This is a genomic window from Agrobacterium sp. Azo12 (assembly GCF_029193765.2).
Lineage (GTDB): Bacteria > Pseudomonadota > Alphaproteobacteria > Rhizobiales > Rhizobiaceae > Agrobacterium.
Genome location: NZ_JARFYO020000003.1, coordinates 287,977 through 312,170, shown reverse-complemented (window position 1 = coordinate 312,170; position 24,194 = coordinate 287,977). Strand labels below are relative to the sequence as shown.

General features: G+C 54.2%; 19 protein-coding genes. 11 read left to right on the top strand and 8 right to left on the bottom strand.

Translation table 11 applies throughout. The features are described from left to right. The first annotated feature begins 166 nt into the window (after positions 1-166). Entirely contained in the window at positions 167-1,192 is a 1,026-nt protein-coding gene (locus PYL13_RS23475; RefSeq protein WP_275643480.1) for a LacI family DNA-binding transcriptional regulator, read from the top strand. Positions 1,193-1,202: 10 nt separating this feature from the next. On the opposite strand, the gene PYL13_RS23470 is transcribed toward PYL13_RS23475, so the two are convergent. Further along, complete coding sequence (locus tag PYL13_RS23470) at positions 1,203-2,375, bottom strand: L-talarate/galactarate dehydratase (protein WP_275643479.1); 1,173 nt, start codon at positions 2,373-2,375, stop codon at positions 1,203-1,205. A 114-nt stretch (positions 2,376-2,489) separates the two neighbouring features. Between PYL13_RS23470 and PYL13_RS23465 the strand changes: the two genes are divergently transcribed. Next, positions 2,490-3,380 (top strand): LysR family transcriptional regulator, encoded by an 891-nt coding sequence (locus tag PYL13_RS23465; RefSeq protein WP_192490126.1) that lies wholly within the window; start codon positions 2,490-2,492, stop codon positions 3,378-3,380. 572 nt (positions 3,381-3,952) lie between these two features. Here PYL13_RS23465 and PYL13_RS23460 read toward each other — a convergent pair. Further along, a complete protein-coding gene (locus PYL13_RS23460) occupies positions 3,953-4,879 on the bottom strand; it encodes a LysR family transcriptional regulator (RefSeq protein WP_259149099.1) in 927 nt (308 codons plus the stop codon). Between the two features lie 113 nt (positions 4,880-4,992). Between PYL13_RS23460 and PYL13_RS23455 the strand changes: the two genes are divergently transcribed. From PYL13_RS23455 to PYL13_RS23420, 8 genes are all read left to right on the top strand, one after another. Next, the gene (locus tag PYL13_RS23455) at positions 4,993-6,075 is read left to right on the top strand and encodes a 4-oxalomesaconate tautomerase (RefSeq protein ID WP_259149098.1); all 1,083 of its coding nucleotides are present in this window, start codon (positions 4,993-4,995) and stop codon (positions 6,073-6,075) included. Positions 6,076-6,121: 46 nt separating this feature from the next. Beyond that, positions 6,122-7,123 (top strand): ABC transporter substrate-binding protein, encoded by a 1,002-nt coding sequence (locus PYL13_RS23450; protein ID WP_275643478.1) that lies wholly within the window; start codon positions 6,122-6,124, stop codon positions 7,121-7,123. Positions 7,124-7,135: 12 nt separating this feature from the next. Continuing rightward, positions 7,136-7,966 (top strand): ABC transporter ATP-binding protein, encoded by an 831-nt coding sequence (locus tag PYL13_RS23445; RefSeq protein WP_275643477.1) that lies wholly within the window; start codon positions 7,136-7,138, stop codon positions 7,964-7,966. Then, positions 7,950-8,723, top strand: a complete 774-nt coding sequence (locus PYL13_RS23440; protein ID WP_259149092.1) for an ABC transporter permease — start codon at positions 7,950-7,952, stop codon at positions 8,721-8,723. Before PYL13_RS23445 ends, PYL13_RS23440 begins: the two co-directional genes overlap by 17 nt. Before the next feature lie 109 nt (positions 8,724-8,832). Continuing rightward, positions 8,833-11,526: an aconitate hydratase AcnA gene (gene acnA / locus PYL13_RS23435; RefSeq protein ID WP_303299145.1), complete on the top strand. Its 2,694-nt coding sequence runs from the start codon at positions 8,833-8,835 to the stop codon at positions 11,524-11,526. A gap of 478 nt (positions 11,527-12,004) precedes the next feature. Then, entirely contained in the window at positions 12,005-13,654 is a 1,650-nt protein-coding gene (locus PYL13_RS23430; protein ID WP_275643059.1) for a tannase/feruloyl esterase family alpha/beta hydrolase, read from the top strand. Between the two features lie 49 nt (positions 13,655-13,703). Beyond that, complete coding sequence (locus tag PYL13_RS23425) at positions 13,704-14,825, top strand: serine hydrolase domain-containing protein (RefSeq protein ID WP_275643058.1); 1,122 nt, start codon at positions 13,704-13,706, stop codon at positions 14,823-14,825. Between the two features lie 177 nt (positions 14,826-15,002). Next, the gene (locus PYL13_RS23420; RefSeq protein WP_303299144.1) at positions 15,003-15,938 is read left to right on the top strand and encodes a LysR family transcriptional regulator; all 936 of its coding nucleotides are present in this window, start codon (positions 15,003-15,005) and stop codon (positions 15,936-15,938) included. Positions 15,939-15,949: 11 nt separating this feature from the next. Here the strand turns inward: PYL13_RS23420 and PYL13_RS23415 are convergent, their stop codons facing one another. The 6 genes from PYL13_RS23415 to PYL13_RS23390 form a co-directional block, all read right to left on the bottom strand. Then, the gene (locus PYL13_RS23415; protein ID WP_275643056.1) at positions 15,950-17,029 is read right to left on the bottom strand and encodes a serine hydrolase domain-containing protein; all 1,080 of its coding nucleotides are present in this window, start codon (positions 17,027-17,029) and stop codon (positions 15,950-15,952) included. A gap of 42 nt (positions 17,030-17,071) precedes the next feature. After that, positions 17,072-18,061, bottom strand: a complete 990-nt coding sequence (locus tag PYL13_RS23410; protein WP_259149732.1) for an ABC transporter ATP-binding protein — start codon at positions 18,059-18,061, stop codon at positions 17,072-17,074. Continuing rightward, complete coding sequence (locus PYL13_RS23405) at positions 18,058-19,032, bottom strand: ABC transporter ATP-binding protein (RefSeq protein ID WP_275643055.1); 975 nt, start codon at positions 19,030-19,032, stop codon at positions 18,058-18,060. Before PYL13_RS23405 ends, PYL13_RS23410 begins: the two co-directional genes overlap by 4 nt. Continuing rightward, positions 19,029-19,916 carry an ABC transporter permease gene (locus PYL13_RS23400; RefSeq protein WP_405049486.1) on the bottom strand — a complete coding sequence of 296 codons (888 nt, stop codon included), beginning with the start codon at positions 19,914-19,916 and terminating at the stop codon, positions 19,029-19,031. The genes PYL13_RS23405 and PYL13_RS23400 overlap by 4 nt, the downstream gene beginning before the upstream one ends. Positions 19,917-19,929: 13 nt before the next feature. Then, positions 19,930-20,901 (bottom strand): ABC transporter permease, encoded by a 972-nt coding sequence (locus PYL13_RS23395; RefSeq protein WP_259149729.1) that lies wholly within the window; start codon positions 20,899-20,901, stop codon positions 19,930-19,932. A 142-nt stretch (positions 20,902-21,043) separates the two neighbouring features. After that, complete coding sequence (locus PYL13_RS23390) at positions 21,044-22,600, bottom strand: ABC transporter substrate-binding protein (RefSeq protein WP_275643054.1); 1,557 nt, start codon at positions 22,598-22,600, stop codon at positions 21,044-21,046. 421 nt (positions 22,601-23,021) lie between these two features. On the opposite strand from PYL13_RS23390, the gene PYL13_RS23385 reads away from it, so the two are divergent. Then, positions 23,022-24,062, top strand: a complete 1,041-nt coding sequence (locus PYL13_RS23385; RefSeq protein WP_275643053.1) for an AraC family transcriptional regulator — start codon at positions 23,022-23,024, stop codon at positions 24,060-24,062. Positions 24,063-24,194 lie beyond the last annotated feature (132 nt).

Here is a 24,194-nt window from a genome sequence, read left to right as displayed (position 1 = left end):
GGAAGCGCTTTCATTATAAAATCAAAATTCTGAACTTCAACCAGCGAGCGTATTTTTTAAAGTAATTTGAATCAATGGATTAACACGTTAACTATGAGATTTTTTATATTGCCACTTGATTATACTTAAAATGAAAGCGTAAATCATTTTAATGGAGACTATTGCGATGACGGAACACGACAAGACCAAAAACAATGTTACAAATGGTCCAGTGACACTTGCCGACATCGCCAAGCTGGCAGGTGTGTCGCCAGTGACAGTTTCACGGGCTATCAACACGCCTAGCCTCGTTAAACCCCGGACGCTGGAAGCCATTGAGCGAGTGATCGCCAAAACCGGTTATGTGCCAAATCTTCTGGCCGGCGGTTTGGCGTCCAGACGGACCCGGTTGATCGCTGCCATTGTTCCCTCGGTTGCGAGTACAATCTTTGCCGAAACCATCGAAGGTCTGAATGCGGAACTCGTCTCCGCCGGCTATCAGCTGCTTCTTGGTCTTTCCGGTTATGATGCCAGCCGGGAACTGGAACTAACCCGTGCGATCCTGGCACGACGCCCCGACGGCATCATTCTGACTGGCATCACTCACCTTAAAGAGACCCGCGCCATGCTGACGGGGGCAGGCCTGCCCATTGTCGAAATCTGGGATTCCACACCCTCGCCACTCGATACAGCGGTTGGTTTTTCTCATGCCGCGGTCGGCGTTCTGGTGGCTGAACATTTGCTGATCAAGGGGTATGACCGTTACGCACAGGTGGGCGCCAACGATCCTCGCGCCGTCCAGCGCCGTGACGGTTTTGTTGGACGCCTCAAGGGTATTGCTGATGTCGAATTGCCCGAACTCGAAATGAACTCGCCGTCCACTTTCCGTGACGGAAGAATGGCGATGGCTCAGCTTTTGGATCGTGGAGAAGGTACGCTTGGCGTGTTCTGCTCTTCAGATGTGGTCGCTCACGGCGCGTTGGCGGAAGCCCACGCCCGCGGATGCAGCATGCCGGACAAACTTGGAATAGTCGGCTTTGGTGATTTCGATTTCGCTCCCCACACACACCCACCACTAACCACTGTTCGCATTGATCGACGAGAGATAGGCACCAAGGCTGCCCGCTCAATCCTCAGAAAGATCGAGGGCGACAAAGACGTGGAAGCCATGATCAATGTAGACTTCCACATCGTTGCCCGAGGAACGGCCTGACGCATCTCGGTTACGGACGTTTGCCAAATTCAGCCGTTCCGCGCGTCCAATGCCCGGACTGCTCTGAAAGAGTAATGCCCAACCCCGGTCGGGTTGGAACGAGCATACGCCCCTGTTTAATCTCCAGCCGCTCATTAAATAGCGGATCAAGCCAATCGAAATGCTCTACCCAAGGTTCCAGCTCGTAGGCTGCTGCCAGATGCAAGTGAATTTCCATAGCGAAGTGCGGAGCAAGCTGCAGTTTCTTGGCTTCCGCCAGCGCGCAAATTTTCAGGAACTGGGTTATACCACCGACACGGGGTGCGTCCGGCTGGATAAAATCCACAGCGTTGTTTTGGATAAGCGCGATGTGCTCGAGAACGCTTGCCAGCATCTCGCCTGTTGCAATGGGCGTATCGAGCTGTGCTGCGAGGGCGGCATGGCCTTCCACGTCATAGGCATCGAGCGGCTCTTCGATCCAGGTTAGGAGATAGGGCTCCATAAGGCGGCCAAAACGCATCGCGCTTGGGCGATCCCATTGTTGGTTTGCATCAACCATCATCGCTGCCCGCCCACCAATGTGCTCATGCACTGCAGCAACGCGCTTCAGATCAGCACTCATATCGGGCTGACCAACCTTGATCTTGATGCCGCCGATACCTGACGCAATTGACATTTCAACGTTGTCAATAACCTCTTCGATCGGCGACGAAAGGAAGCCGCCTGACGTATTATAGCACTGCACGGAATCACGGTGCGCTCCCAGCAACTTCGCCAGAGGCAGTCCCGCACGTTTGGCCTTGAGATCCCACAAGGCCACATCAAAGGCCGCGATGGCTTGTACGGCAAGTCCGCTTCGGCCGACTGAGGCGCCTGCCCAGCAAAGCTTGTTCCACAACTTGCCAATATCATTGGGGTCCTCGCCGATCAGGACATGAGCGATTTCCTTGGCGTGCTCATATTGCCCAGGTCCGCCAGCTCGCTTTGAATAGCTGAAACCGATCCCGCTATAGCCTTGCTTCGTTTCGATTTCCGCAAACAGGAATGCTACTTCCGTCAGCGGCTTTTGTCTGCCTGTTAAAACCTTCGCGTCACTAAACGGTGTTTTCAACGGCAGGAAGATCGACGACAGCTTTATCCAGGCAATACTGTCCCCGGCCGACTGAAATCCTTGCTGACCTGTCTTTAAAGCATGCATATCCATCTATCCGCCTCCCGATTTCGAGCTTCTGTAGAGCTGTCATGCTTGACTGATAACGCGCCAATCCATTTAAGTCCAAGTTGATTATTGTTGAATATCTATACCGGATTTGAATAGATGCTTGATTTAGGACAGGTCCGTTCATTCGTTATGGTGGCCTCTGAACTGAACTTCAGCCGTGCCGCCCGACGTCTGAACATCACACAGCCCCCGCTCAGTCGGCAGATCAAGTTGCTGGAGCAAACACTGGATGTTACACTTTTTGAAAGGAATAGCAGGCGTGTCGTCCTGACACCTGCAGGCCTGACATTTCTAGTCGAGGCCCAGAAACTCCTGGAAATCGGCAATGCCGCTGTCACGGTGACCAGAAGGGCTGCTCGCGGCAGCGCCGGATCTGTCAAGGTCGCATTTGTTGGTGCCGCCACTTACAGCTTCTTGCCGGGCTTCATCAGTCAGGCCCGCGCTCTTGCTCCCCAAATTGAACTCGAACTGGTGCAGATGGAAACCGCCGAACAGCTTCAGGCTATCAATGGCGGAGAAATTGATCTTGGCTTGTCTCGTCCACTAACCGGCTCGCACCACCTTGAAAGTCTTTGTGTCGCGCGCGAAACCATGATGCTGGCCATTCCCCGCACCCATCCACTAGCGGCCAATCGCCGCTCGCCACTGGATGCCCTCAATGGCGAGCCCTTCATCATGTTTTCGTCTGCAGCACGTTATCTGCACGACAAACTCGCTCGGCTAATGGCGGAAAACGGCGTCACACCGCGTATCGTGCAGAATATGACACATTCGCAGGCAATATTGTCACTGGTCAGCGCAGGTATCGGTCTGGCAATCGTACCCGCTGGCACCCAAAATGCTTGCTTCGATAACGTCGTTTTTCGTGCACTGGATCTGAAGCACGAATGTATTGCCGAGCTTCATGCCATATGGAGCCCGGGCAATCGAAACGCACTGATGTGGGACATACGCGAGATTGCCACGACGAGCGCCGAGTTGCGGTGACAAACAGTTGCTGCGACCTAGTGCCTCGAGTTGATGACAAGGCTACCACGCGACCTTGCAACAACTCCGCCAAGCCCTGTTTTACGACCAAAGGCATCGGGCTTGCGCGGCGCAATAGCTCTCAGACCTCTGTTCACAGAACATCGAAACCTCGAATGAACACCCGCTCCCTATAACTGTCGTCGCCTCATGCGGACGAGAATCGTTCCCGCCTCGTCTACCGGATGCCGCCGTCGATAGCTAAATGAGATCTCGGGCTGACTATTGCACTGTTGCCCAGGGCCTCGCGAGGCAGCGCAGTGCGCGCGAACGCAATTACGTCACACAAGCCGTCACGGTACAAGTGACGCTCCGATACTTAGAACAATATCGCCTCTGGTGGTGAGCCTACGAGCGCCGTTCAACAGTTCGCCATCGGTGTTAGTGAACAAGTCAACCGACCCAGATCACTGTCCTCCTTGGTCAACGCGCGGTAGCATATTCCGGCGAGTAATCCGACCATCCTGACACACGTTCTTTTTCTGGTTCCTAAACTGCGCAGAATGGCTCTCTTGCTTCGTGACTGGAACACCTCAAACGCGGGTCTGGGAATTGCCAGAGCCGTAGTTGCCCCATGCGCCCATCAGCATTTCCAGAAATCTTTCCGCCGCAGGCGATAGTCTTGCGCCGCGACGTCGGACCACGCCGATCATGCGCGAGATTTCAGGGTTGCCGATGGGACGAGTTACCAGGAATGGATGTTCACCTTGAGGCGTTGCCATTTGCGGCAGTACCGAAATTCCAAGTCCAGCTTCAACCAGTCCTAGCGATGTAGAAAGATGAGTGACTTCGTAAAACCAGCGCAACTTGATGTTTGATTTGGCAAGTGCCGCATCAAGTAGTGTTCTATTGCCACTTGAGCGATGCACAGTAATGAGCGGGTATGGCTCAAGTTCTGCCCAGCCAACCTGGCTCCTTTCCGCAAGGGGATGATCTTTGCGTGCTGCAAGGACAAAAGGATCTTCCGCAAGCCGATCAAACGTCAGATCCGGATCTGATGTGCCCATGATGTTTATGCCGAATTCGACCTCGCCACGGGAAACAGCCTGTAGGCCCTCCGTTGCAGGCAGGTCCAGGATGCGGAAACGTATGTTCGGATACTCCTGATTGAACTGTTTGATAACAGTCGGGAGGAAATAAAACGCGGCGGTCGGAAGGCAGGCGATCGTTACCAACCCACCGCGGTTAACCCCAACATCGCGGACAACAAACAGGGATCCGTCGAACTCCTCCAGCATTCTGCGCACCAGCGGAATGAGTTCTGCCCCCAACGCAGTGAGACTTACGTGCCGAGTGGTGCGCTCAAGCAAAGGCGCGCCAATTGCCATTTCCAATTTCTGTATTCGCCTGCTTAGCGCAGGCTGAGAAAGATTTAGCGTCTCGGCAGCACGATGAAAACTCTCCAGTTCGATAACACTCAGGAATGCCCTGAGATCAAGTATTTCACAATTAATGCTCATGGCGCATCAATACTCCGAATCTTCGCATTTCACATATCAATCGAATTACCACAAAGTGCAATAAATCCATTGATTGATACTCATTACACATGAGTGGAGGCGAAAGCACAAGCATGAATGATTTGATCTCTATCCCCTGTGTGTTGATGCGCGGCGGAACGTCGAAAGGTCCATTCTTTCTGGCTTCCGATCTTCCAGCTGACAAGAATGAACGCGATCAGATCTTGCTGTCCGTTATGGGATCAGGCCACCCGCTGCAGATAGATGGCATTGGTGGCGGCAATCCCGTGACCAGCAAAGTGGCAATCATCGGCCCGTCCAGCATTCCGGGTGCAGATATAGACTATTTGTTTGCCCAGGTTCGCATCGATCAGCAAATGGTGGATACAGCGCCAAATTGCGGCAATATGCTCGCCGCTGTCGGGCCATTCGCTATCGAAGCCGGTTTGATGAAGCCCCAGGGTGCTACGACGGTTGTCCGTATTCATAACGTCAATACCGGAAAGCTCATTGAGGCAGAAGTTCCTACCCCCAATGACGAGGTATCCTATCTTGGTGATGCCAGCATTGATGGCGTACCTGGAAAGGCTGCCCCTATCGCCCTGACGTTTATGGATGCTGCGGGAGCGAGAACGGGCAAATTGTTCCCCACTGGCAAATCCCATGAGACGATTGAAGACGTCGCCGTAACCTGTATCGACTGTGCCATGCCAATGGTTTTGATGGAGGCTGAAGCTCTTGGCGTCAGCGGCTATGAAAGCGCTGCAGAGCTTAACAGTAACACTCCCCTGCTTGCCCGGCTGGAAGCTTTAAGACTGGAAGCAGGTAGGCGTATGGGCATGGGTGACGTCACCAATCAGGTCACCCCAAAACCTGTCCTGATTAGCAAAGCGGCAAAAGGCGGTGATCTCAATGTGCGGTATTTCATGCCACACGAGTGCCATCCGTCGCTCGCGACAACCGGCGCTGTTGGCATAGCCACGGCCAGCATTACCCCCGATACGATCGTCTCGAACCTGGTTGGCCTTCGCACACCAACCGTCGTTTTGTCGATTGAGCACCCAGATGGCCACCTCGATGTCAAGCTTCAGGAGCGCGACGGAAAGGTGACCGCTGGAATCCTTCGAACGGCACGCAGGCTCTTCGAAGGGCACGTCTTTGCAAAGCCTATCAAACAACTTGTTTGCGCGGCATAATTCTCGTGGTTGCCGGGAGGGCGCCACGTAAACCGGAGGAAAATCAATGCGTAAATTCATGCTCGCCCTAGCTGCAACTGTAGCGTTTTCCGGAACAGCCTTGGCTGAGCCGGTCCGCATCAGCGTAGGATCTTACAATCTTAACAATCTGCCATTTCCCGTAGCGCAGGGCTTGGGCCTTTACGAGAAGGAAGGGCTTGACGTTACCGTTGAAAACTTTGCGTCTGGTGGTTCCAAAACCCTGCAGGCTCTCGTGGCCGGTTCGACAGATATCGCTGTCGGCTTCTATGATCATACAATCCAAATGCAGTCACAGAACAAGGCAGTTGTCGGCTTTGTTGTGCTGGCCCGCAACTCCGGCCTCGTTCTGGCAGGTGGAAACAATTCGACATTCGACCCTGCAAAGCCTGAGACCATCAAAGGAGCGAAAGTCGGCATCACCTCACCGGGCTCCTCGTCGGATTTCTTCGTGAGATACTATTTGCAGCGCCACAATCTGTCGGCAAATGACGTTGCGTTGATCGGCGTTGGCTCGGGATCCGCTGCCGTTGCCGCACTCGAGCAGGGTAAAATTGATCTATTGGTCAACTATGACCCGGCTGCGACATTTATCGAAGCCAAAGGTGTTGGAAAAATCCTGATCGATGCGCGAAGCGACGATGGCGCCAAGGAAATTTATGGCGGCATTTATCCGACATCGGTTCTTTATGCCACGCAGGATTACATCGATGGCAATCCCGAGACCATTCAAAAAGTGACCAACGCCACTATCGCCGCACTGGAATGGATGAACGCGCATTCGGCTGAGGAAATCGTCGAAAAACTGCCTAAGGAATTCATCTCCGGCGACCGCGAGACCTACATCAAGGCTGTCCAGAACGCCAAGGCAATTTTCTCGACAGACGGAAAGTTCAACGAAGAGGATATCAAGACGCCACTCGCTGTACTGAAAAGCTTCAACGAGAAAGTGGCATCAACCGAAATAGACCTTTCGAAGACCTATACAAACAGCTTCGTCGGCAAAGCGCCGCACGCTGCTGCTAACTGACAGGAGGAGGCAATGTCATTGGCCGTAGTCAAACCCACGCCCCAGGATGGTGCAACAGACAGCAGGAAGGCGATGGTGTCTATTGACGCCGTCACCATGTCATTCGGCTCGTTCGTGGCTGTAGAAAATGTCAATCTGACGGTCGCGGATGGCGAGTTTCTTGCCATCGTTGGCCCAACCGGCTGCGGAAAGAGCACCATTCTCAATGCTATCGCCGGGCTTTTGAAGCCGTCGCATGGTGCCGTTTCAATCGATGGCAAGGCGGTCAACGGAGTGAACGATGACATCGGCTATCTGTTTCAGCAGGACGCTCTGCTACCGTGGAAAACCGCACTCGAAAACGTAGAGCTTGGTCCCATGTTCAAGGGCGTCTCAGCAGCCGAGCGCCGTACAAGTGCTCTTGCCTGGCTGGCGAAGGTTGGCCTCAAGGGTTTCGAGCATCGCTATCCGCATCAGCTTTCCGGCGGACAGCGTAAACGTGTCCAGATGGCGCAGGCCCTGATTACCGGTCCAAAAGTTATCCTGATGGATGAACCGTTTTCTGCGCTGGATATCCATACACGCCATCTCATGCAAAACGAGCTGTTGCGGCTCTGGCAGGAAGAGCGCCGTGCTGTCGTGATGATCACTCACGATCTTGAAGAGGCCATCGCGCTCGGCGACCGCGTTGTCGTGTTGGCGGCAGGCCCTCGCAGCCGTGTGATCGACAGCTTCTCTGTTGATCTGGACCGCCCGAGAGATGTGGCGGAAATCAAGCTCGATCCACGCTTCATGGATCTGTATCGCAACATTTGGGCGTCGCTGCGCGGCGAAGTGGAGAAAAGCTATGAACGCCACGACTGAACGTCTCATTCAGGTTGGACTGCTCGTTTTCATTCTCGGCGGCTGGCAGCTCGGCACCTCGCTGGGTGTCATCGATGTGTTCTTTTTCCCGGCTCCGGTTGACATTCTCAACCAGGTTGTAACGTGGATTACCGACACTGGCTTTTATCGCCATGTCACCATTACCCTTACCGAAACCGTACTCGGTTATCTGATCGGCACAGGTCTCGGAGTTGCCGCGGGTGTATGGCTCGGTCTGAGCCGCAGCGCATCACGCATTCTTGATCCATTCATCAAGGGCCTGAACGCTATTCCGCGTGTAGTGCTGGCGCCGATCTTCGTTCTTTGGTTGGGTCTTGGCCTTTGGTCGAAAGTCGCACTTGCCGTCACGCTGGTGTTCTTCGTCACCTTCTTCAACGCCATGCAAGGTGTTCGTGAAGTCAATCCGGTGGTGCTTTCCAACGCTCGTATTCTTGGCGCAAAGCGCTCGGACCTGCTGCGCCATGTATATTTCCCGGCTGCCGCCAGCTGGATTTTGTCCTCATTGCGTACGTCAGTTGGTTTTGCCGTTGTTGGCGCAATCATCGGCGAATATCTTGGCTCTTCCGCTGGCCTTGGCTACCTCATTGCACAGGCAGAAGGCAATTTCGACGCAGTCGGTGTATTCGCAGGCATTCTGATCCTCGCCATCTTCGTGTTGATTATCGACAGCATCCTTGATGTCGTTGAGAAGCGCCTGATAAAATGGCGTCCAGGCGGGAACGAGCGGACAGCCTGAACCTTTATCAACCACGATCAACAATCGGACGCGTTGTCAAAGAGACAGCGGGTCCGATTTTCCGCTACTATCGATCCGTTTACGCCCATCGACCTAAAGGCTGCAATACATGTCCAAATCTCTTGACAGTTTCCAATGTCGTTCCGTTCTTACCGTCGATGGTAAGGACTATGTTTATTACAGCCTGCCCAAAGCTGAAGCCAATGGCTTGAAGGGCGTTTCCAAGCTGCCTTATTCCATGAAGGTTCTTCTGGAAAACCTGCTTCGTTTCGAAGATGGTCGCTCGGTGACTAAGGCCGATATCGAAGCCGTTGCTGCATGGCTCGACAACAAGGGCGTCAAGGAAGCAGAAATTGCCTACCGCCCGGCCCGCGTGCTGATGCAGGACTTTACCGGTGTTCCAGCCGTGGTTGACCTTGCTGCAATGCGTGATGGTCTGAAGGCTCTGGGTGGTGATCCTGAAAAGATCAACCCTCTGGTTCCTGTCGACCTGGTTATCGATCACTCTGTTATTGTTGATGAATTCGGTACACCGCAGGCTTTCGCCCGCAACGTGGATCTGGAATACCAGCGTAACGGTGAGCGTTACCGCTTTCTCAAATGGGGCCAGCAGGCGTTCAAGAACTTCCGTGTCGTTCCTCCGGGCACCGGCATCTGTCACCAGGTGAACCTCGAATATCTCGGTCAGACAGTCTGGACGAAGGAAGAAGACGGCGAAACCATTGCCTATCCTGATACCTGCGTTGGTACCGACAGCCACACCACCATGATTAATGGTCTTGGTGTTCTGGGTTGGGGCGTCGGCGGCATTGAAGCTGAAGCTGCAATGCTCGGTCAGCCAGTGTCCATGCTGTTGCCTGAAGTTATCGGCTTCAAGCTGACCGGCAAGGTCAAGGAAGGCGTGACAGCCACCGACCTCGTGCTGACCGTTGTGCAGATGCTGCGCAAAAAGGGTGTTGTTTCCAAGTTCGTTGAGTTCTTCGGCCCCGGCCTTGACTCAATGACACTGGCAGACCGTGCGACGATTGGTAACATGGGTCCGGAGTATGGCGCGACCTGTGGTTTCTTCCCTGTCGATAGTGAAACCGTCAATTACCTCAACATGTCCGGCCGTACGAAGGATCGTATTGCACTGGTGGAAGCCTATTCCAAGGTGCAGGGCATGTGGCGCGACAATGATGGTTCGCAGCTTGTCTTCACCGACACGCTGGAACTGGATCTTGGTGACGTTGTGCCATCGATGGCTGGCCCAAAGCGTCCGGAAGGTCGTCTGCCGCTGGAAACCATTGCGCCGAACTTCGCGATGGCGCTGGAAAACGACTACAAGAAACCCGGCCAGCTCGACACACGTTATGCGGTGGAAGGCACAGATTTCGATCTGGGTCATGGTGATGTGGCCATTGCCGCCATCACATCCTGCACCAACACATCCAACCCATCGGTCCTGATTGCTGCCGGTCTTCTGGCCCGCAACGCCGTTGCCAAGGGCCTTAAGTCCAAGCCATGGGTCAAGACATCCCTGGCACCGGGATCGCAGGTGGTGGGTGAATATCTCGCCAAGTCCGGCTTGCAGAAGGAACTGGATGCGCTCGGCTTCAACCTGGTTGGTTTTGGTTGCACGACCTGCATCGGTAACTCTGGCCCTTTGCCAGCGCCGATCTCCAAGACCATCAACGACAAGGGGCTGATTACCGCCGGCGTTCTCTCGGGCAACCGTAACTTCGAAGGCCGTATTTCTCCTGACGTGCAGGCCAACTACCTGGCTTCGCCGCCACTGGTTGTCGCTTACGCGCTGGCCGGTACGGTTCAGAAGGACCTGACCAAGGAGCCACTTGGCGAAGATCAGGACGGCAAGCCGGTTTACCTCAAAGATATCTGGCCAACCTCGGCAGAGGTGCAGCAGTTCATCCATAAGTATGTGACCAGAGAACTGTACGAAACCAAATATGCTGACGTGTTCAAGGGTGACGAAAACTGGCAGGCCGTTCAGGTTCCTGAAGGTCAGACCTATGCCTGGGACGACAAGTCCACCTATGTTCAGAACCCGCCCTATTTCGTTGGTATGGGGAAAAAGGGCACGGGCGTCAAAAACATCAAGGGTGCTCGCGTTCTCGGCCTGTTCGGCGACAAGATCACCACCGACCATATTTCTCCGGCCGGTTCGATCAAGGCTGCTTCGCCAGCCGGTGCTTACCTGACTGACAATGGCGTCGGTGTTGCCGACTTCAACCAGTACGGCACGCGCCGTGGCAACCATGAAGTGATGATGCGCGGCACGTTTGCCAACATCCGCATTCGCAACCACATGCTCGGACCGAACGGCAAGGAAGGTGGTTACACCATTCACTATCCGTCCAAGGAAGAGATGTCGATTTACGATGCGGCCATGATGTACAAGGATGAAGGCGTTCCGCTGGTTATCTTTGCAGGCGTCGAATACGGCAACGGTTCGTCCCGTGACTGGGCTGCTAAGGGTACAAACCTTCTTGGTGTGAAGGCTGTGATCGCGCAGTCGTTCGAGCGTATTCACCGCTCCAATCTGGTTGGCATGGGCGTTGTTCCATTCACCTTCCAGGAAGGCACCACATGGGCAAGCCTTGGCCTCAAAGGTGATGAAATCGTCGAGATCGATGGTCTCGAAGGCGAGATCAAGCCACGTGAAACGAAGATCGCCAAGATCACTTACGGCGACGGCACGGTGAAGGAAATTCCTCTGCTTTGCCGCATCGATACGCTGGATGAAGTCACTTACATGGACAATGGAGGCATTCTCCAGACCGTTCTTCGCGATCTGGCTGCCTGATAATACTCAGGGCAACAAGAAACGCCGGGAGAAATCCCGGCGTTTTGCGTATTAGGGACAATTGTCAAATGTGGTTTGCTCACTTACAAGTTTTGACGAGCATGAAATGTGATCGACGTTTGAATTCTCACTGTCGTCATAACAAAGTTCTCCAACTTCTGTTCAATACATCCAAATGTTGACAGCTAAACCCCTAATCTCCTCAGTTTTCTCGACAAAATTTACGAGGCGGGCAGCCTGACATATCGTAAACGCGATTGCACAGAACCGGACCTTCGGTACCATATTCCCACAGGTGTCTAATCAGACTCGAGATGACCTGGGTGTAGACGTTTCAAGCGCTAACTTCGGAGTTTATGCGCCGAACGCAACAATAGGTCTATTATTTGCATTTCACGAAACCACATTTTTTCCGCTAAGTCTGATGCAAGAGGAGTGCTGTCGGCAATCGGAGTTGCCGGGCGGCTTGGAGGAAATTATGACATCCTTGTTTGGAGCAACATCACGCGTTGTGATGACGATCTCGCTTGCCTATTCCACAGCACCCGCGGCTTTCGCTGCAACGCCAGATGCATCCGGCCCGTGTTCGGCGATCGCCGCACTGTCAATTCCAGCGGAGAGGATAAGCCTGCCAACCAGTGGTGCCACAATCCAGTCGGCCACGCTCGTTACGACGTCCGAAACATCCAACCAAAACGGTGAATACTGCAAAGTGATCGGGCAGATCAAACCTGTTGATCCAAAGGCCCCCGACATTGTCTGGCAGGTTAATCTTCCATCTGCATGGAATGGCAAGCTGCTGCAATATGGTGGAGGTGGCTACAATGGAAACCTGCCGCCCACCACGGATAAAACGACTTTAGGTCTGGACGTCGTTCCAACGCCTCTGGTGCAGGGTTTTGTCACCTTCGGCAGCGATTCCGGTCATCAGGCTGCAAATGCGGATGATGCCTCCTTCGCCAGAAATGACGAGGCGATGTTAAACTACGGCTATATGCACATCAAAAAAGTGCTCGATGTAGCAAAGGTTCTGGTTGAAAAACGTTACGAGAAACCGGTCAATCGCGTTTATTTCCAGGGCGGGTCCACCGGGGGTCGCGAAGGGCTCACGGCAGCGTCACGCTGCCCACAATCGTATGACGGCATACTGACGAATTATCCAACGGCTAATTTTGTTGGGCTCAGGCTGTGGGGAGCTGGTCTGGCACGGGCAGTCTACGATGATGAATCTGCTGGCTGGATACCACCCGCACTCGTAGAGCACATTGCAAAGACGTCTTTGAAGTCATGCGATGGGCTGGATGGCGCCGAAGATGGTTTGGTCAGCAATTTTCAAGGCTGTCGTGCTCAGGCGGCAGCTTTAATCCAGAGCCTCTCCTGCAAGGCGGATGTCACTGGAAATCCCAGAGATTGCCTGACGAAAGCCCAGATAGATAGAACACTGAAAATCTATCATGAGGGCTATTCACTGCCATATCAGTTGGCAAACGGGATAGACCAGTATCCCGGCTATAACAGCCTGGAAGGCATCGTGATGCAGTTAGGATCGGAGCCAAGCCTTCGCATCCCTCCGGTCTCGGGACCAAACGCGCATCACGCAAGTCGGTCTTTTGAATTTTTGCAGAATTTTGTTCAGCGAGATCAGCCGCTTGACCTGCTGTCTTTTGACATTCGGGAGCCCGGAAAACTCAAAGATCGGATCGTGGAACTGTCCAACGTGATTGGTGCGACAACAACGGACTGGTCAGCCTTCAGCGATCGTGGAGGCAAAATCATATGGCTTCAGGGCAATGATGACCCAAGCGTTAGTCCACTGGGCAATGCAAAACTATTTGAAGCTATCGTGACAAAGATGGGCAAGGAGAAGGTCAGAGACTTTATGCGCTTCTATCTCGTTCCCGGTCTGGCACATGGTGGCGGCCGCTTTTCGCCAACGTGGGACAATTTAACGGCACTCGATAATTGGGTGGAAAACGGCGTTCCCCCTTCCAATTCGTTTGTCGTTGACGCAACGAAATCATCCACCACGGGCCGTAGCAGACCCCTTTGCGAATATCCAAGCTGGCCGAAATACAAAGGCGATGGCGACATGGAATTAGCGACTAGCTTTGTCTGCTCTGAGAAATAACTCCATCTGCCCTTCAGTACGCTACTCAATAATTAACGGGAGGATCACAATGGTCACAGGCTCTAACCTGTCAAGACGTTGCCTACTTGCAGCATCCGCAGCGTCAACCTTCGCCGCGATCGGCCTTAGCAGCCAGACAGCCAGCGCAACCAATACCACTCCAAACACCGAGGCTGGTAGACCATGGAAAACTGTGGGTGATGTCAGGTCCGTCGGGTGGTCACAAGCGAAACTCGCAGACGTAGAAGCAAAGCTCTATCCCATGCCAACAACGTCCATGATGGTGGTTCAAGGCGGAGATATCGTCTATCGATACGGCAATCTGTCGGATGTCAGCTATCTTGCATCTGCTCGAAAAAGTATATTGTCGATGCTTTTTGGCCGATATGTCGCCGAAGGAAAGATCGATCTCGACATGACGATTGGCGAGATCGGCATTGATGAAGATGACGGTCTTTTGGCCAGGGAAAAGACGGCCAGCGTCAAAGACCTTCTGACATCAAGTTCAGGTGTCTATCACGCCGCCGGGAGCCCTGGGGGCAACGCAAAAACACCGGAGCGTGGCCAAACGGAACCGGGGTCGGTCTTTCTCTACAACAATTGGGACTTTAACGTTCTCGGCGCAATCTTCGAAAAGCGCACTGGTAAGAGCGTGTTTCAAGCACTGAAAGACGATCTTGCCGAGCCGCTGGGCTTTGAGGACTTCGATTTCGATCGCCAGCGCATGATGGGTTACGAAAATCAATCGCGCTATCTCGCCTATCATCTGTTCCTGTCTGCTCGCGATATGGCGCGCCTCGGACAATTGATGCTCCAAGGCGGGAAGTGGAACGATAAGGTAATCGTGCCGGAAAACTGGATCTCTCAGAGCACGAAAATGCGGTTTACGGCGGAGCAGACCAAGAGCAAAGAAGGGCTTGGATATGGTTATCTCTGGTGGGTACCGACATCAGATGATCCGGCGTTCAAAGGGTCCTTTCTGATGAACGGCAACTTCGGACAATTCGTTTTATGCCTACCCGCGATCGATACTGTCATCGTCCATCGTCGCGCAGTCACGGATGAGTTTGCGTTGGCCCGAAATCTGGGAAAGACCACCTACGAACCCACCAAGGTGTCGGCTGGTGAATTTCTAACGATCGCAGAAGCAGTCGTGGCAGCAAGAGCCTGACACTGTTTTCGCAGCCGTGGTTAAAACGGCCGTCATTTCTATGTTGCCCATGAGAAACAGCACTTGCTCGATTGCTATCGAGCAAGTGTGCTTTTACGGTTAGAAGCAGTACACGTGGCGATATGATCACGGTGGATTGTCGCGGAGACGTCAGGGTTTGCCATGCAGCGGTTTCAATTGGGATCGGTCGATCTCAATCTTTTGAAAGTCATCTATGCGCTGGTCGTAAAAGGCAACATGACGGCCGCCGGAGAGTATATTGGCCTGTCCCAACCCGCTATGAGCCATGCCTTGAAACGGGTCCGCGCCATCACCGGCGACGAACTTTTCAAGAAAACATCGGGCGGGTTTGTGATGACCCGATTTTGCACCGAGATTTTTCCGACGGTGCGACGGATCATCGAAGACACTGAATCCGTTATGCTCCAGCAACTCGCCTTCGAGCCGGCGACATCCCACCGTGCGTTCAGAATTGGGATGAACGATTATTTCTCTGTCGTGCTGATGCCACGCCTTGTGGAGCGCATCCGCTCTGAGGCTGAACATTGTGTTCTGGAAGTCATCCACATGCCACGCACTGGCGTGAACAACAACAGAAACTTTCTTCCGGTGGTTCAGGAGCACCTCGATGAAGGAACCATCGATGTGGCGGTCATGACCGCCGACAATTTTCCAACGCGATATCGCTGCGCCTCACTGTTCACCGAGAGACGCGTCTGCATCATGTCAGCAAACAATCCCGCTGCGAAAAACCCGCTGACGCTCGACGCATTGTTGTCGCTTGGCCACGTCAAGGTAACGTCTGCACCGAGCCGTCGCGGCTGGGTTGACGAACGTCTCGATGCGATGGGATTAGAGCGCCGCGTCGTCGCGGTGGTACCGCATTTTTCCGCAGCCGTCGCCATTGTGTCCCGCAGCAATCTTGTCGCCATGATGCCCGAGAGCGTCGCGAAGCTGTTCGAGAGATCACAAGAATTATTGCTGCTGGAATCACCTTTTGCGGAAGAAAAACAATCCACCAGCATGATCTGGCTTGCCGAAAAGGAACGCGATCCGGCAAGCCTCTGGCTACGTGACCAAATCTCCGCTTGTTTTACGGACGATCGTCACTAGCGAAGTATTGCTTATCTGGTGCCCAACTTTGCTGTAATGAATTGGTCGGCAACGCTCAGGAACTGCTCCATGGTAACGGCAGGTAGTTCTTCCTTGAAGCTTCCGTCATTGCGGCCAATCGCTAGATCATCGGGAATAGCGCGTCTGTTGACGAACACCATGTCGAGTGTTGGCATGGCCAGGATGAACTGTCCGAAATGTCCCGCTGCGACGAAGGCACCCTCCCATTCAGGAGTATTCTTTGGTACGACTGGAATCCACCAGAGGTAGCTGTAGCCGGCAATTCGGGATTTTTCGCTTTCATTCATCTTGTCGGCGGGAACGCGAATGCACGTGCTTTCCGCGACCCATTCTGCCGGTATGATTTGCTCGTCTTTCCACCGGCCGTTGCGCACCATCGACAGAGCCAGTCGGGCCATATCCCTTCCCGACAGGAAGAAGTGATAGGCCAGATAACGGGAAGCGCCCTCATATCCCATCATCCGCTGCCGCGAAGGATCGAAGTCCTGGAGCCCCATTGGGCCCGCGAAGTCCTCTTCAAAAGCTTTGAAGACACTGCGGCCTGTCAGCTGCTCGAACGCCGCCCCCAAAACGTTGAAGTCCCAGTTATTATAGTGAAAATAGTCACCTGGTTTTTTTGAGCCGCGTTCTGGAATGTTTTTTGTATTGCTGCCCGGGCTGCCGGGGCGGTGATAAACCCCTGAACTGCTGATCAGCAGATCGCGAAGCGTCGCCGTCTTCTCGATGGGAAGAAGACCATGATCTTCGTCGATATTCAAATCGGCCATCGTGAGATCTAGATCGATCTTCCCTTCTTCAACGGCTTTACCAAACAGCATAGATAGGATGCTCTTTCGGGTGGAAGCGAGATAGCTGACCTCCGATACATCGCCATAGGTATAGAGCACTTCTCCACCAGCAACCGCCATGAAAGAGGTGCTTGGCAACCCATCGAGCATGGTGTCAACTTTCTCGCGAACATCGGCAGAAAGACCGTGTTCTTCTGGCGAATTTACACTCGCCCATTCCTGCCCGGGAAATTCCTGGCTGACCACTTTTGGCTGGCGTTCCAGAGGTGCGGAAACTGACATTTTCAATCCTTTTAACATTCAGGTTTGTCGATTGCGGGATGTTCAATCGTTAAGATGACAGGCACTCTTGTGCCCTGAACCGATGGTCCGAAGCTCCGGTCTTTCCATCCGGCACCGCGCCATCGCGAAAGGACAACGCGGATGGAAATGGCACCCCGAAGGCGGTGACAGCGGGCTTGGAATTTCGCCTTCAATGGCCGAAAAGAGCCGTTGAACAGGATCAAGACTTGGTCGCTCCTGAAGAAGCGCACGCGTATAGGGGTGATTGGGGTGCGAAAACAATTCTGCGACGGGCGCCTCTTCTACGACGCGTCCAAGATACATTACCACAACACGGTCTGAGATATGCTCGACCACGGAAAGGTCGTGGCTTATGAAAAGGTAAGTCAGATCCAGCTGTTCTCGAAGATCAAGGAAGAGATTGAGGATCTGTGCCTGAATGGAAACATCGAGCGCGGCAACGGATTCGTCGCAGATCAGCATGTCCGGCTGAACCGCCAGCGCGCGCGCAATGCCGATGCGCTGGCGTTGACCGCCACTAAACTGGTGTGGAAAACGGCTTGCCATGGATGGATCAAGTCCTGATCGCTCCATCTGCTGGCTGACATAGTCATCGAGCTCGCGTCCCGTTGTCATTCCGTGGTGCAAGGGTGCTGCTCCAATAATCTCACGGACACGCTGCCGCGGATTAAGTGATGACGACGGGTCCTGAAAGATCATCTGGACTTTCAGCCGCGCCTCTTCGGCGTGTTTGCTCGTCATCTCTGTCAGCTGCTTGCCTCGGAACAGCACTGTACCTTCCGACGCTTGCAACAATCCTGCCACGACGCGGCCAAGCGTGGATTTCCCGCAGCCCGACTCACCGACGATGCCAACAACTTCACGCTCTGTTACGGTGAGACTGACATCATCCAGCGCCCGCACGACTGGATTGGGCGCTTTCAACCCCACCAGTTCCGCACCACGTTCCACAACACCCGATTTACGACTGAAGCGCTTGCTGACGTTGCGAACCTCCAAACGATTGTTCACGATGGCGCTCCTTCCATGACCGGGTGAAAACAGCGGAGTAGACGTCCCCCGACCGGCTCGAGCGCTGGGGCGGTGAGACAGATTTCAGTGGCAAACGAGCAACGCGGACGAAACGCACACCCCTTGGGCATGTTGGCAACGGACGGTGTTGTGCCGGATATCTGTTTCAGCCTTTCACCGCGCTTGTTATGGGCAGGCAGGCTTGCGATCAGGCCATTTGTATAGGGGTGCAAAGGTCGTCTGAGCAAATCGGCAGTCATGCCTTGCTCGACGATACGGCCCGCATACATGACCGACAGTTTTTCAGCCAGTCCGGCGACCACGGACAGGTCATGGGTTACCCATATAAGAGCTGTGCCCTTTTCTCGGGCAAGCCTCTGTACGATTGAGAGGATCTGCGCCTGGATCGTTACGTCGAGTGCAGTTGTCGGTTCATCCGCAATGATCAGATCCGGTGACATGAGAAGGGCGATGGCAATTGCCACACGCTGCCGCATACCTCCTGAAAACTGATTAGGGTAAGCGCTAAGGCGCTCTTCGGGGCTTGGAATGCCGACCATGCCTAAGGCGTCGCGTGCACGCTCGCGTGCCGCCTGTTTACTGACGGCTTCGTGCGCATGCACGACTTCCATCATCTGCGTATCAATGCGAAGCACAGGATTGAGCGTTGACATCGTATCCTGAAAGATCATCGCAATCCGGTTACCGCGAATGGACCGGAGTTCTTTCTGCGAGACCGTTCGCAAGTCCCGCCCCTTGAACAGAATTTGCCCTCCGGTTACGTCTACGGGCTTTTCGAGCAGACCCATGATCGAAAGACCTGTTACGGATTTACCGGAACCGGATTCTCCAACGAGCCCCATGACTTCGCCTGCAGCGAGGCTGAGGTTGATGTCTTCGATAAGGGTGACGTTGCCCTGCTCCGTCACAACCTCGGTTTTCAGACCTTTGATTTCAAGCATGGCACTCATCTCCGTGCAGCCTTCGGATCCAGCAACTGGCGCAGGCGATCTCCGACGAGATTGATGGCGAAGATCGTGACCAGCAGTGCGATACCGGGAAAAAGCGCGATCCAGTATGTGCCGGACAGCATGAATTCGTATCCGCTCGAGATCAGTAGTCCGAGTGACGGTTCCGTCACCGGCACACCAAGCCCCAAAAAGCTGAGCGTTGCCTCAAGCGTGATGGCACGTGCCACCTGCATGGTGAGAAGCACGACAAGGGGTGACAGACAGTTGGGCAGCAACTGGCGAAAAAGGATGTTCCGATGTGGCAGCCGCAGAGACCGGGCGGCCTCCACATACTCCCGGCGTAGTTCCGTCAAGGCGGCCCCGCGGGCCGTACGCGCATAGGTCGCCCACTCTACCAGGACAATGGCAAACACAACATTGCCGACGCTCTTGCCAAGAAGTGCGAGGATCAACAGCGCAGACAGGATCGTTGGGAAGGAAAGCTGAAGGTCCACGAGCCGCATCATCGCAGTTTCAACCCGTCCACCGACATAGGCCGCCGTTAAGCCGAATGCAGTGCCGACGATGAATGCGAGTGCCGCAGAGCCAATGCCCACAATAAGACTTATCCGCAATCCATAGAAAATGGCCGACAGCATGTCGCGTCCCTGATCATCGGAACCGAACAGAAATGTAAAGCCTGCCGAGGATTGCGCGCCAGGAGCCATACGCCCGTCCATGATGTCCAGTTGCATCAGGTCGTATGGGTTTTGTGGCGACAGATAGGGCGCAAACACGGCCAGAAAGACGACCAAGATGAACAGCACAAGTCCCAGCACTGCCAGGGGCGAGCGTGCGAACTGCCGCATGAATTGCAGGCCTGTCCGAAATTTCGAGGAATTCATAACCGCTTGCACGTCACTCTCCCTGAAGCCGAATGCGTGGATCGAGTAGCCTGTAGGTGACATCCACGACGAGGTTGATGATGACGAACATGATGACCACCAGCATCAGGTAGGCGACGATGACTGGGCGATCGAGCGCGGCAATGCTGTCAATGATGATCTTGCCGACACCTGGCCATGCAAAAATTGTTTCGGTCACAACCGAGAACGCTATCGTCTGCCCGATATCCAGACCGACGACAGTGACGACGGGGATCATTACGTTCTTGAGCACATGGACACCGAGGATGCGTCTTGGTGATAGTCCCTTTGCTCGGGCAAACCGCACATATTCGCTCGACATTGCCTCGCGCACGCCAGCCTCAGTCAAACGGGTCACCATCGAAATATTGAAAAGCGAGAGACTGACGGCTGGCAACAGCATGTGCCGCAGACCATCAAGAGTGACAAAAGACCACGGTATTCCAAAGATGATTTCGGTTGCACCTCGCCCCGAACTTGGGAGCCAGCCGAGCTGGACGCTGAAGATCATGATAAGCAGGATAGCGATCCAGAAAATCGGCAGACTGAAGCCGAAGATCGAACCAATCATGATGAAGCGCGCAAAGGGGCTTTCGGGCTTCCAGCCAGCGGCAAGGCCAAGTGGCACACCGACGATGATCGATAAAAGAACGGCAGCGAAGGCGAGCTCCAGCGTTGCAGGCAAGCGCGACAAGATGAGCTCGACCGCAGGCTCCTTGTAAACGTAGCTGACACCGAGATTACCCTGTAACAACCCTTTCAGAAACAGGAAGAACTGTTCATAAAGAGGTCGATCAAGCCCAAGATCGGCGATCAGACGCAAACGGTCATCGTGGGTAGCCTCCGGCGGAAGCAAGGTCTCAATCGGACTGCCGATCAGATGAAGTCCGACAAATACAATCAGGGCCATGGCGAGAGCGACCAGGATCGCTTGCATCAGGCGCTGGATAATCCACAGGGTCATGATACCCTCTTGTTATAGGTAAGATACTGACCATCCGTTCGTGAATGGTTTGCAATGTTGTAGCCGACATCTGAGCCGATAGCTTCGCCACCAAATTGCCGGAAGCAGGCTGATGCTTTGACACCAGCCTGTTATTTCCAGATTATTCGGAAATGTCCTTGGCAAGCGTACGCTCGTCGATGCGCGGCGCATAAGACAGTCCCTTGCGCATCACCCAGGCATTGCTCTGCTGGTAAAGCGGGATGATGGCTCCGTCCGTGACGGCAACCTTGACAGCCTCGATGAGCGCCGTTTCACGGGCCTTGTCGTCGTAGATCGTCATTGCCTTGGATACGAGGTCATCAAGCGCCGGATTGGAATAACCGCTATCATTTGCAGCACCCAGCCCGCGTTTTGGATCCACTGTGCCAAGCACGTTGACCAGCATTGAGCTTGCGTCATAGGTCGCGTTGCCAAGACCCAGAAGCTTCATCGCAAATTCCGACTTGCGCGATGAGAAGGTCGTCCAGGGAAGAGCCTCCACATTCGTCTTCACGCCAATTCTTGTCCACATCTGAGCAACAGCCTGAACAACGGCAGGCGCATTGGGGTAGCGATCATTCGGCACGTGAACCGTCAACTGGAAGCCGTCCGGATAACCGGCTTCGGCCAGTAACTTCTTGGCTGCAGCGGCGTCTGGCTTTGGAGGTTGAATGTCAGGCGTATAGGAGAAAGCGCCCTTTGGAAGCCATTGACCAGACGCGGTGGCCGTCCCCTCCATGATCTTGTCGACAATGCCTTCGCGATTGATCGCTTCCGAAAGGGCGGTGCGAACACGCGGATCCGCCAGCGGATTTTTGTCCAGCGCCTCTCCCTTTGCTCCCTTCACATTGGCCTTCCACGCGTCACCTGATGTCGATGGCGCGAGATAAATAACCCGAAGACCCGGAGTGCTAACGAATGAGAGATTGGCGGTGGTCTTGAAACGGGCGATGTCTGTTGCAGCCGGTGCGTCGATGACATCAACGTCGCCTGCCAGAGCAGCCGTCGTGCGTGCGCTTGCACTGGAAATCATGCGATAGGTCGCGTGATCCCAGGCAACTTTCTTGCCCCACCAATCAGGATTGCGCTCAAGGCCAACCTCGATGCCCTGCTTGAATGTGGTGAAACGGAAAGCGCCTGTCCCGATTGCTGCCTTGCCGGAATTGTAATCGGCCGTATCGGCCCCCTCACCTGCATGACGCGACACGATAGCGATATTGGCGAGATCGCCTGGAAGCGTTGGTGCAGGTGTCTTTGTGTCAATCACAACAGCATTTTCGCCGTCCGCCTCGACTTTCGCAATATTGCGCATGAAGCCGCCAAAGCCACCCGGGCTGTTTGGCACGCTTCCAGCCCGGGTGAGCGTGAAAACCACGTCATCGGAGGTAAATGGCTTGTCATCATGCCACTTGACGCCATCGCGCAGCGCAAAACGCCATTTTGTCTCGGAGACTGATTCCCACTTTGTCGCAAGACCCTCGACCAACAGTCCCTCAGCGGTGCGCTCCGTCAGTCGATCGAAAATCTGCATCGCGATCGAGTTGTTCGGCGAAGCATTATAGAAATGCGGATCGATCGACGTCACCGTTCCGCTGAGACCGATCGTCAGATCCTTTGCCAGAACAGGAGTGGCAACCAAGCCCAAGATACCGGTTACGAGAAATACGCCTGTTTTCATTTTTTAGTTCCCTCTTTTATCAACGTTTAGACGTCAAATTCGCTTTTCTCGATTTACCAACGGAACATGAAATTTAACAAATGAATGTTTTTTGCGATTGCTATTCGCCCGGCGAATAACGCTAGGGGGCCTGGAGCGCCCTATTGTCTTCGTTGTTTCGCTGTCATGCGGGTACAGTCCCCTGGAACCGGGGGCGACATGCTGGGGCCTTCGCGGGTGACGGCCATGGCTTGAGGAAACAAAAATATAATCTGCGGTCCTCACAAACGCCGAGCGCTGATCCATCCAGTCCCAGACACGATAAACCGAACAGCTGACGGGGAGATACCGGTTTGAATCGAGTCCATCGTTCCCGGGGGATTTTGGTGGATTGAAATCTTCGGTTTTTCCGGCAGGATGTCCTAGAGGTGGAGGATGTCACGTGCTGGATCACGCTTTGATATATGATGCCGAAGGGCAACCGCTTTTAAACGGCCAGCTGAATGAGTCTCGAGAGTGGGCTCAAGTGAATGCCTTTTGTAACCGGGTTTATATGCCGCTCTCGACCCGGCCGCTGGTTGCCGGTGCCGATCCCAATGCTACGCTACGCACATTGTCCGTAGGGCAGATCGTTTTCAGTCGCTTTTGCTTTGGAACCCCGACAAAGGCGGACGAATTCGACCCCTCTTCTGGAAACATCATTGTCGTCAACACGATGCGTGGGAGCGTGCGCCAACCTCTAAGCGACGGAACGAGCGTCGACACCAGGCCGGGTGACAGCTATGTTGTTGATTGTAGTCGCACTGATTACTGGAACGTCGCTGATGGCAGTGATCTCCAGCTCAACCTGACGATATCCCATAGGTTAATGGAGCAGACGGCACAGCGCTGGTATGGCTTCGTACCGGAAGACGACCTGTGGAGGAAGCGCATCGTGTTCGGCCGAGGACAGTCAGCCTGGCTTTCCTTGCTTAATTACGCAACCCTTTCGATAAATGCTAACAGCGATCGCGTCGACAGCCCTCTGATTGAGAAACGGATCGAGGAAACGATCTGCCTCGAATTATTGCGCGCATGGGCCACATCCTCGGGGCTTAATCTCGAAACGGGCGCGCGTAGCGCTGCGCCACGTTACGTTCGCGACGCAGAGCGCTTGATGGCTGAACAAGCCCACAAAGCCCCGACTGTGGTGGAGATCGCCGCACAGCTCGGGATTTCAGCCCGTAGTCTCTCGGAAGGGTTCCGGCGCTTTCGTGGTATCACACCTCACGATTATCTGACCGCTCGTCGGCTCGATGGGCTGCGCAAGGCACTCGAGGACGCGTCACCAACCCACACTGTTTCCTCAGTTGCCGCCGCAAGAGGATATGTGAATATGAGCATCATGAGTGCCTCATATCGCCAGCGCTTCGGAGAAACACCTCTACAAACGTTGCAGAACCGAACAGGCGTGGGACGCGGCGAACCTATACCTGATCGGTGAGAGACAGCTCGTTTCGGCACAATACCAAACACCCCGGAACAATCTTTCTCATTTGGATCACAGACCTCCGGATTGGAGCACGCAGTGCCGGCATGACAATGCTCTTTTCGTCTAGGATGATACCAGGGCCAG

Bases quoted from the DNA above. Each gene is read 5' to 3' on its own strand.
- PYL13_RS23415 (WP_275643056.1), bottom strand. From the start codon at position 17,029: ATGTCAGTTTCCGCACCTCTGGAACGCCAGCCAAAAGTGGTCAGCCAG.
- PYL13_RS23440 (WP_259149092.1), top strand. From the start codon at position 7,950: ATGAACGCCACGACTGAACGTCTCATTCAGGTTGGACTGCTCGTTTTC.
- PYL13_RS23395 (WP_259149729.1), bottom strand. From the start codon at position 20,901: ATGACCCTGTGGATTATCCAGCGCCTGATGCAAGCGATCCTGGTCGCT.
- PYL13_RS23425 (WP_275643058.1), top strand. From the start codon at position 13,704: ATGGTCACAGGCTCTAACCTGTCAAGACGTTGCCTACTTGCAGCATCC.
- PYL13_RS23430 (WP_275643059.1), top strand. From the start codon at position 12,005: ATGACATCCTTGTTTGGAGCAACATCACGCGTTGTGATGACGATCTCG.
- PYL13_RS23470 (WP_275643479.1), bottom strand. From the start codon at position 2,375: ATGGATATGCATGCTTTAAAGACAGGTCAGCAAGGATTTCAGTCGGCC.
- PYL13_RS23400 (WP_405049486.1), bottom strand. From the start codon at position 19,916: ATGAATTCCTCGAAATTTCGGACAGGCCTGCAATTCATGCGGCAGTTC.
- PYL13_RS23465 (WP_192490126.1), top strand. From the start codon at position 2,490: ATGCTTGATTTAGGACAGGTCCGTTCATTCGTTATGGTGGCCTCTGAA.
- PYL13_RS23455 (WP_259149098.1), top strand. From the start codon at position 4,993: ATGAATGATTTGATCTCTATCCCCTGTGTGTTGATGCGCGGCGGAACG.
- PYL13_RS23475 (WP_275643480.1), top strand. From the start codon at position 167: ATGACGGAACACGACAAGACCAAAAACAATGTTACAAATGGTCCAGTG.
- acnA (WP_303299145.1), top strand. From the start codon at position 8,833: ATGTCCAAATCTCTTGACAGTTTCCAATGTCGTTCCGTTCTTACCGTC.
- PYL13_RS23390 (WP_275643054.1), bottom strand. From the start codon at position 22,600: ATGAAAACAGGCGTATTTCTCGTAACCGGTATCTTGGGCTTGGTTGCC.
- PYL13_RS23450 (WP_275643478.1), top strand. From the start codon at position 6,122: ATGCGTAAATTCATGCTCGCCCTAGCTGCAACTGTAGCGTTTTCCGGA.
- PYL13_RS23445 (WP_275643477.1), top strand. From the start codon at position 7,136: ATGTCATTGGCCGTAGTCAAACCCACGCCCCAGGATGGTGCAACAGAC.
- PYL13_RS23405 (WP_275643055.1), bottom strand. From the start codon at position 19,032: ATGAGTGCCATGCTTGAAATCAAAGGTCTGAAAACCGAGGTTGTGACG.
- PYL13_RS23460 (WP_259149099.1), bottom strand. From the start codon at position 4,879: ATGAGCATTAATTGTGAAATACTTGATCTCAGGGCATTCCTGAGTGTT.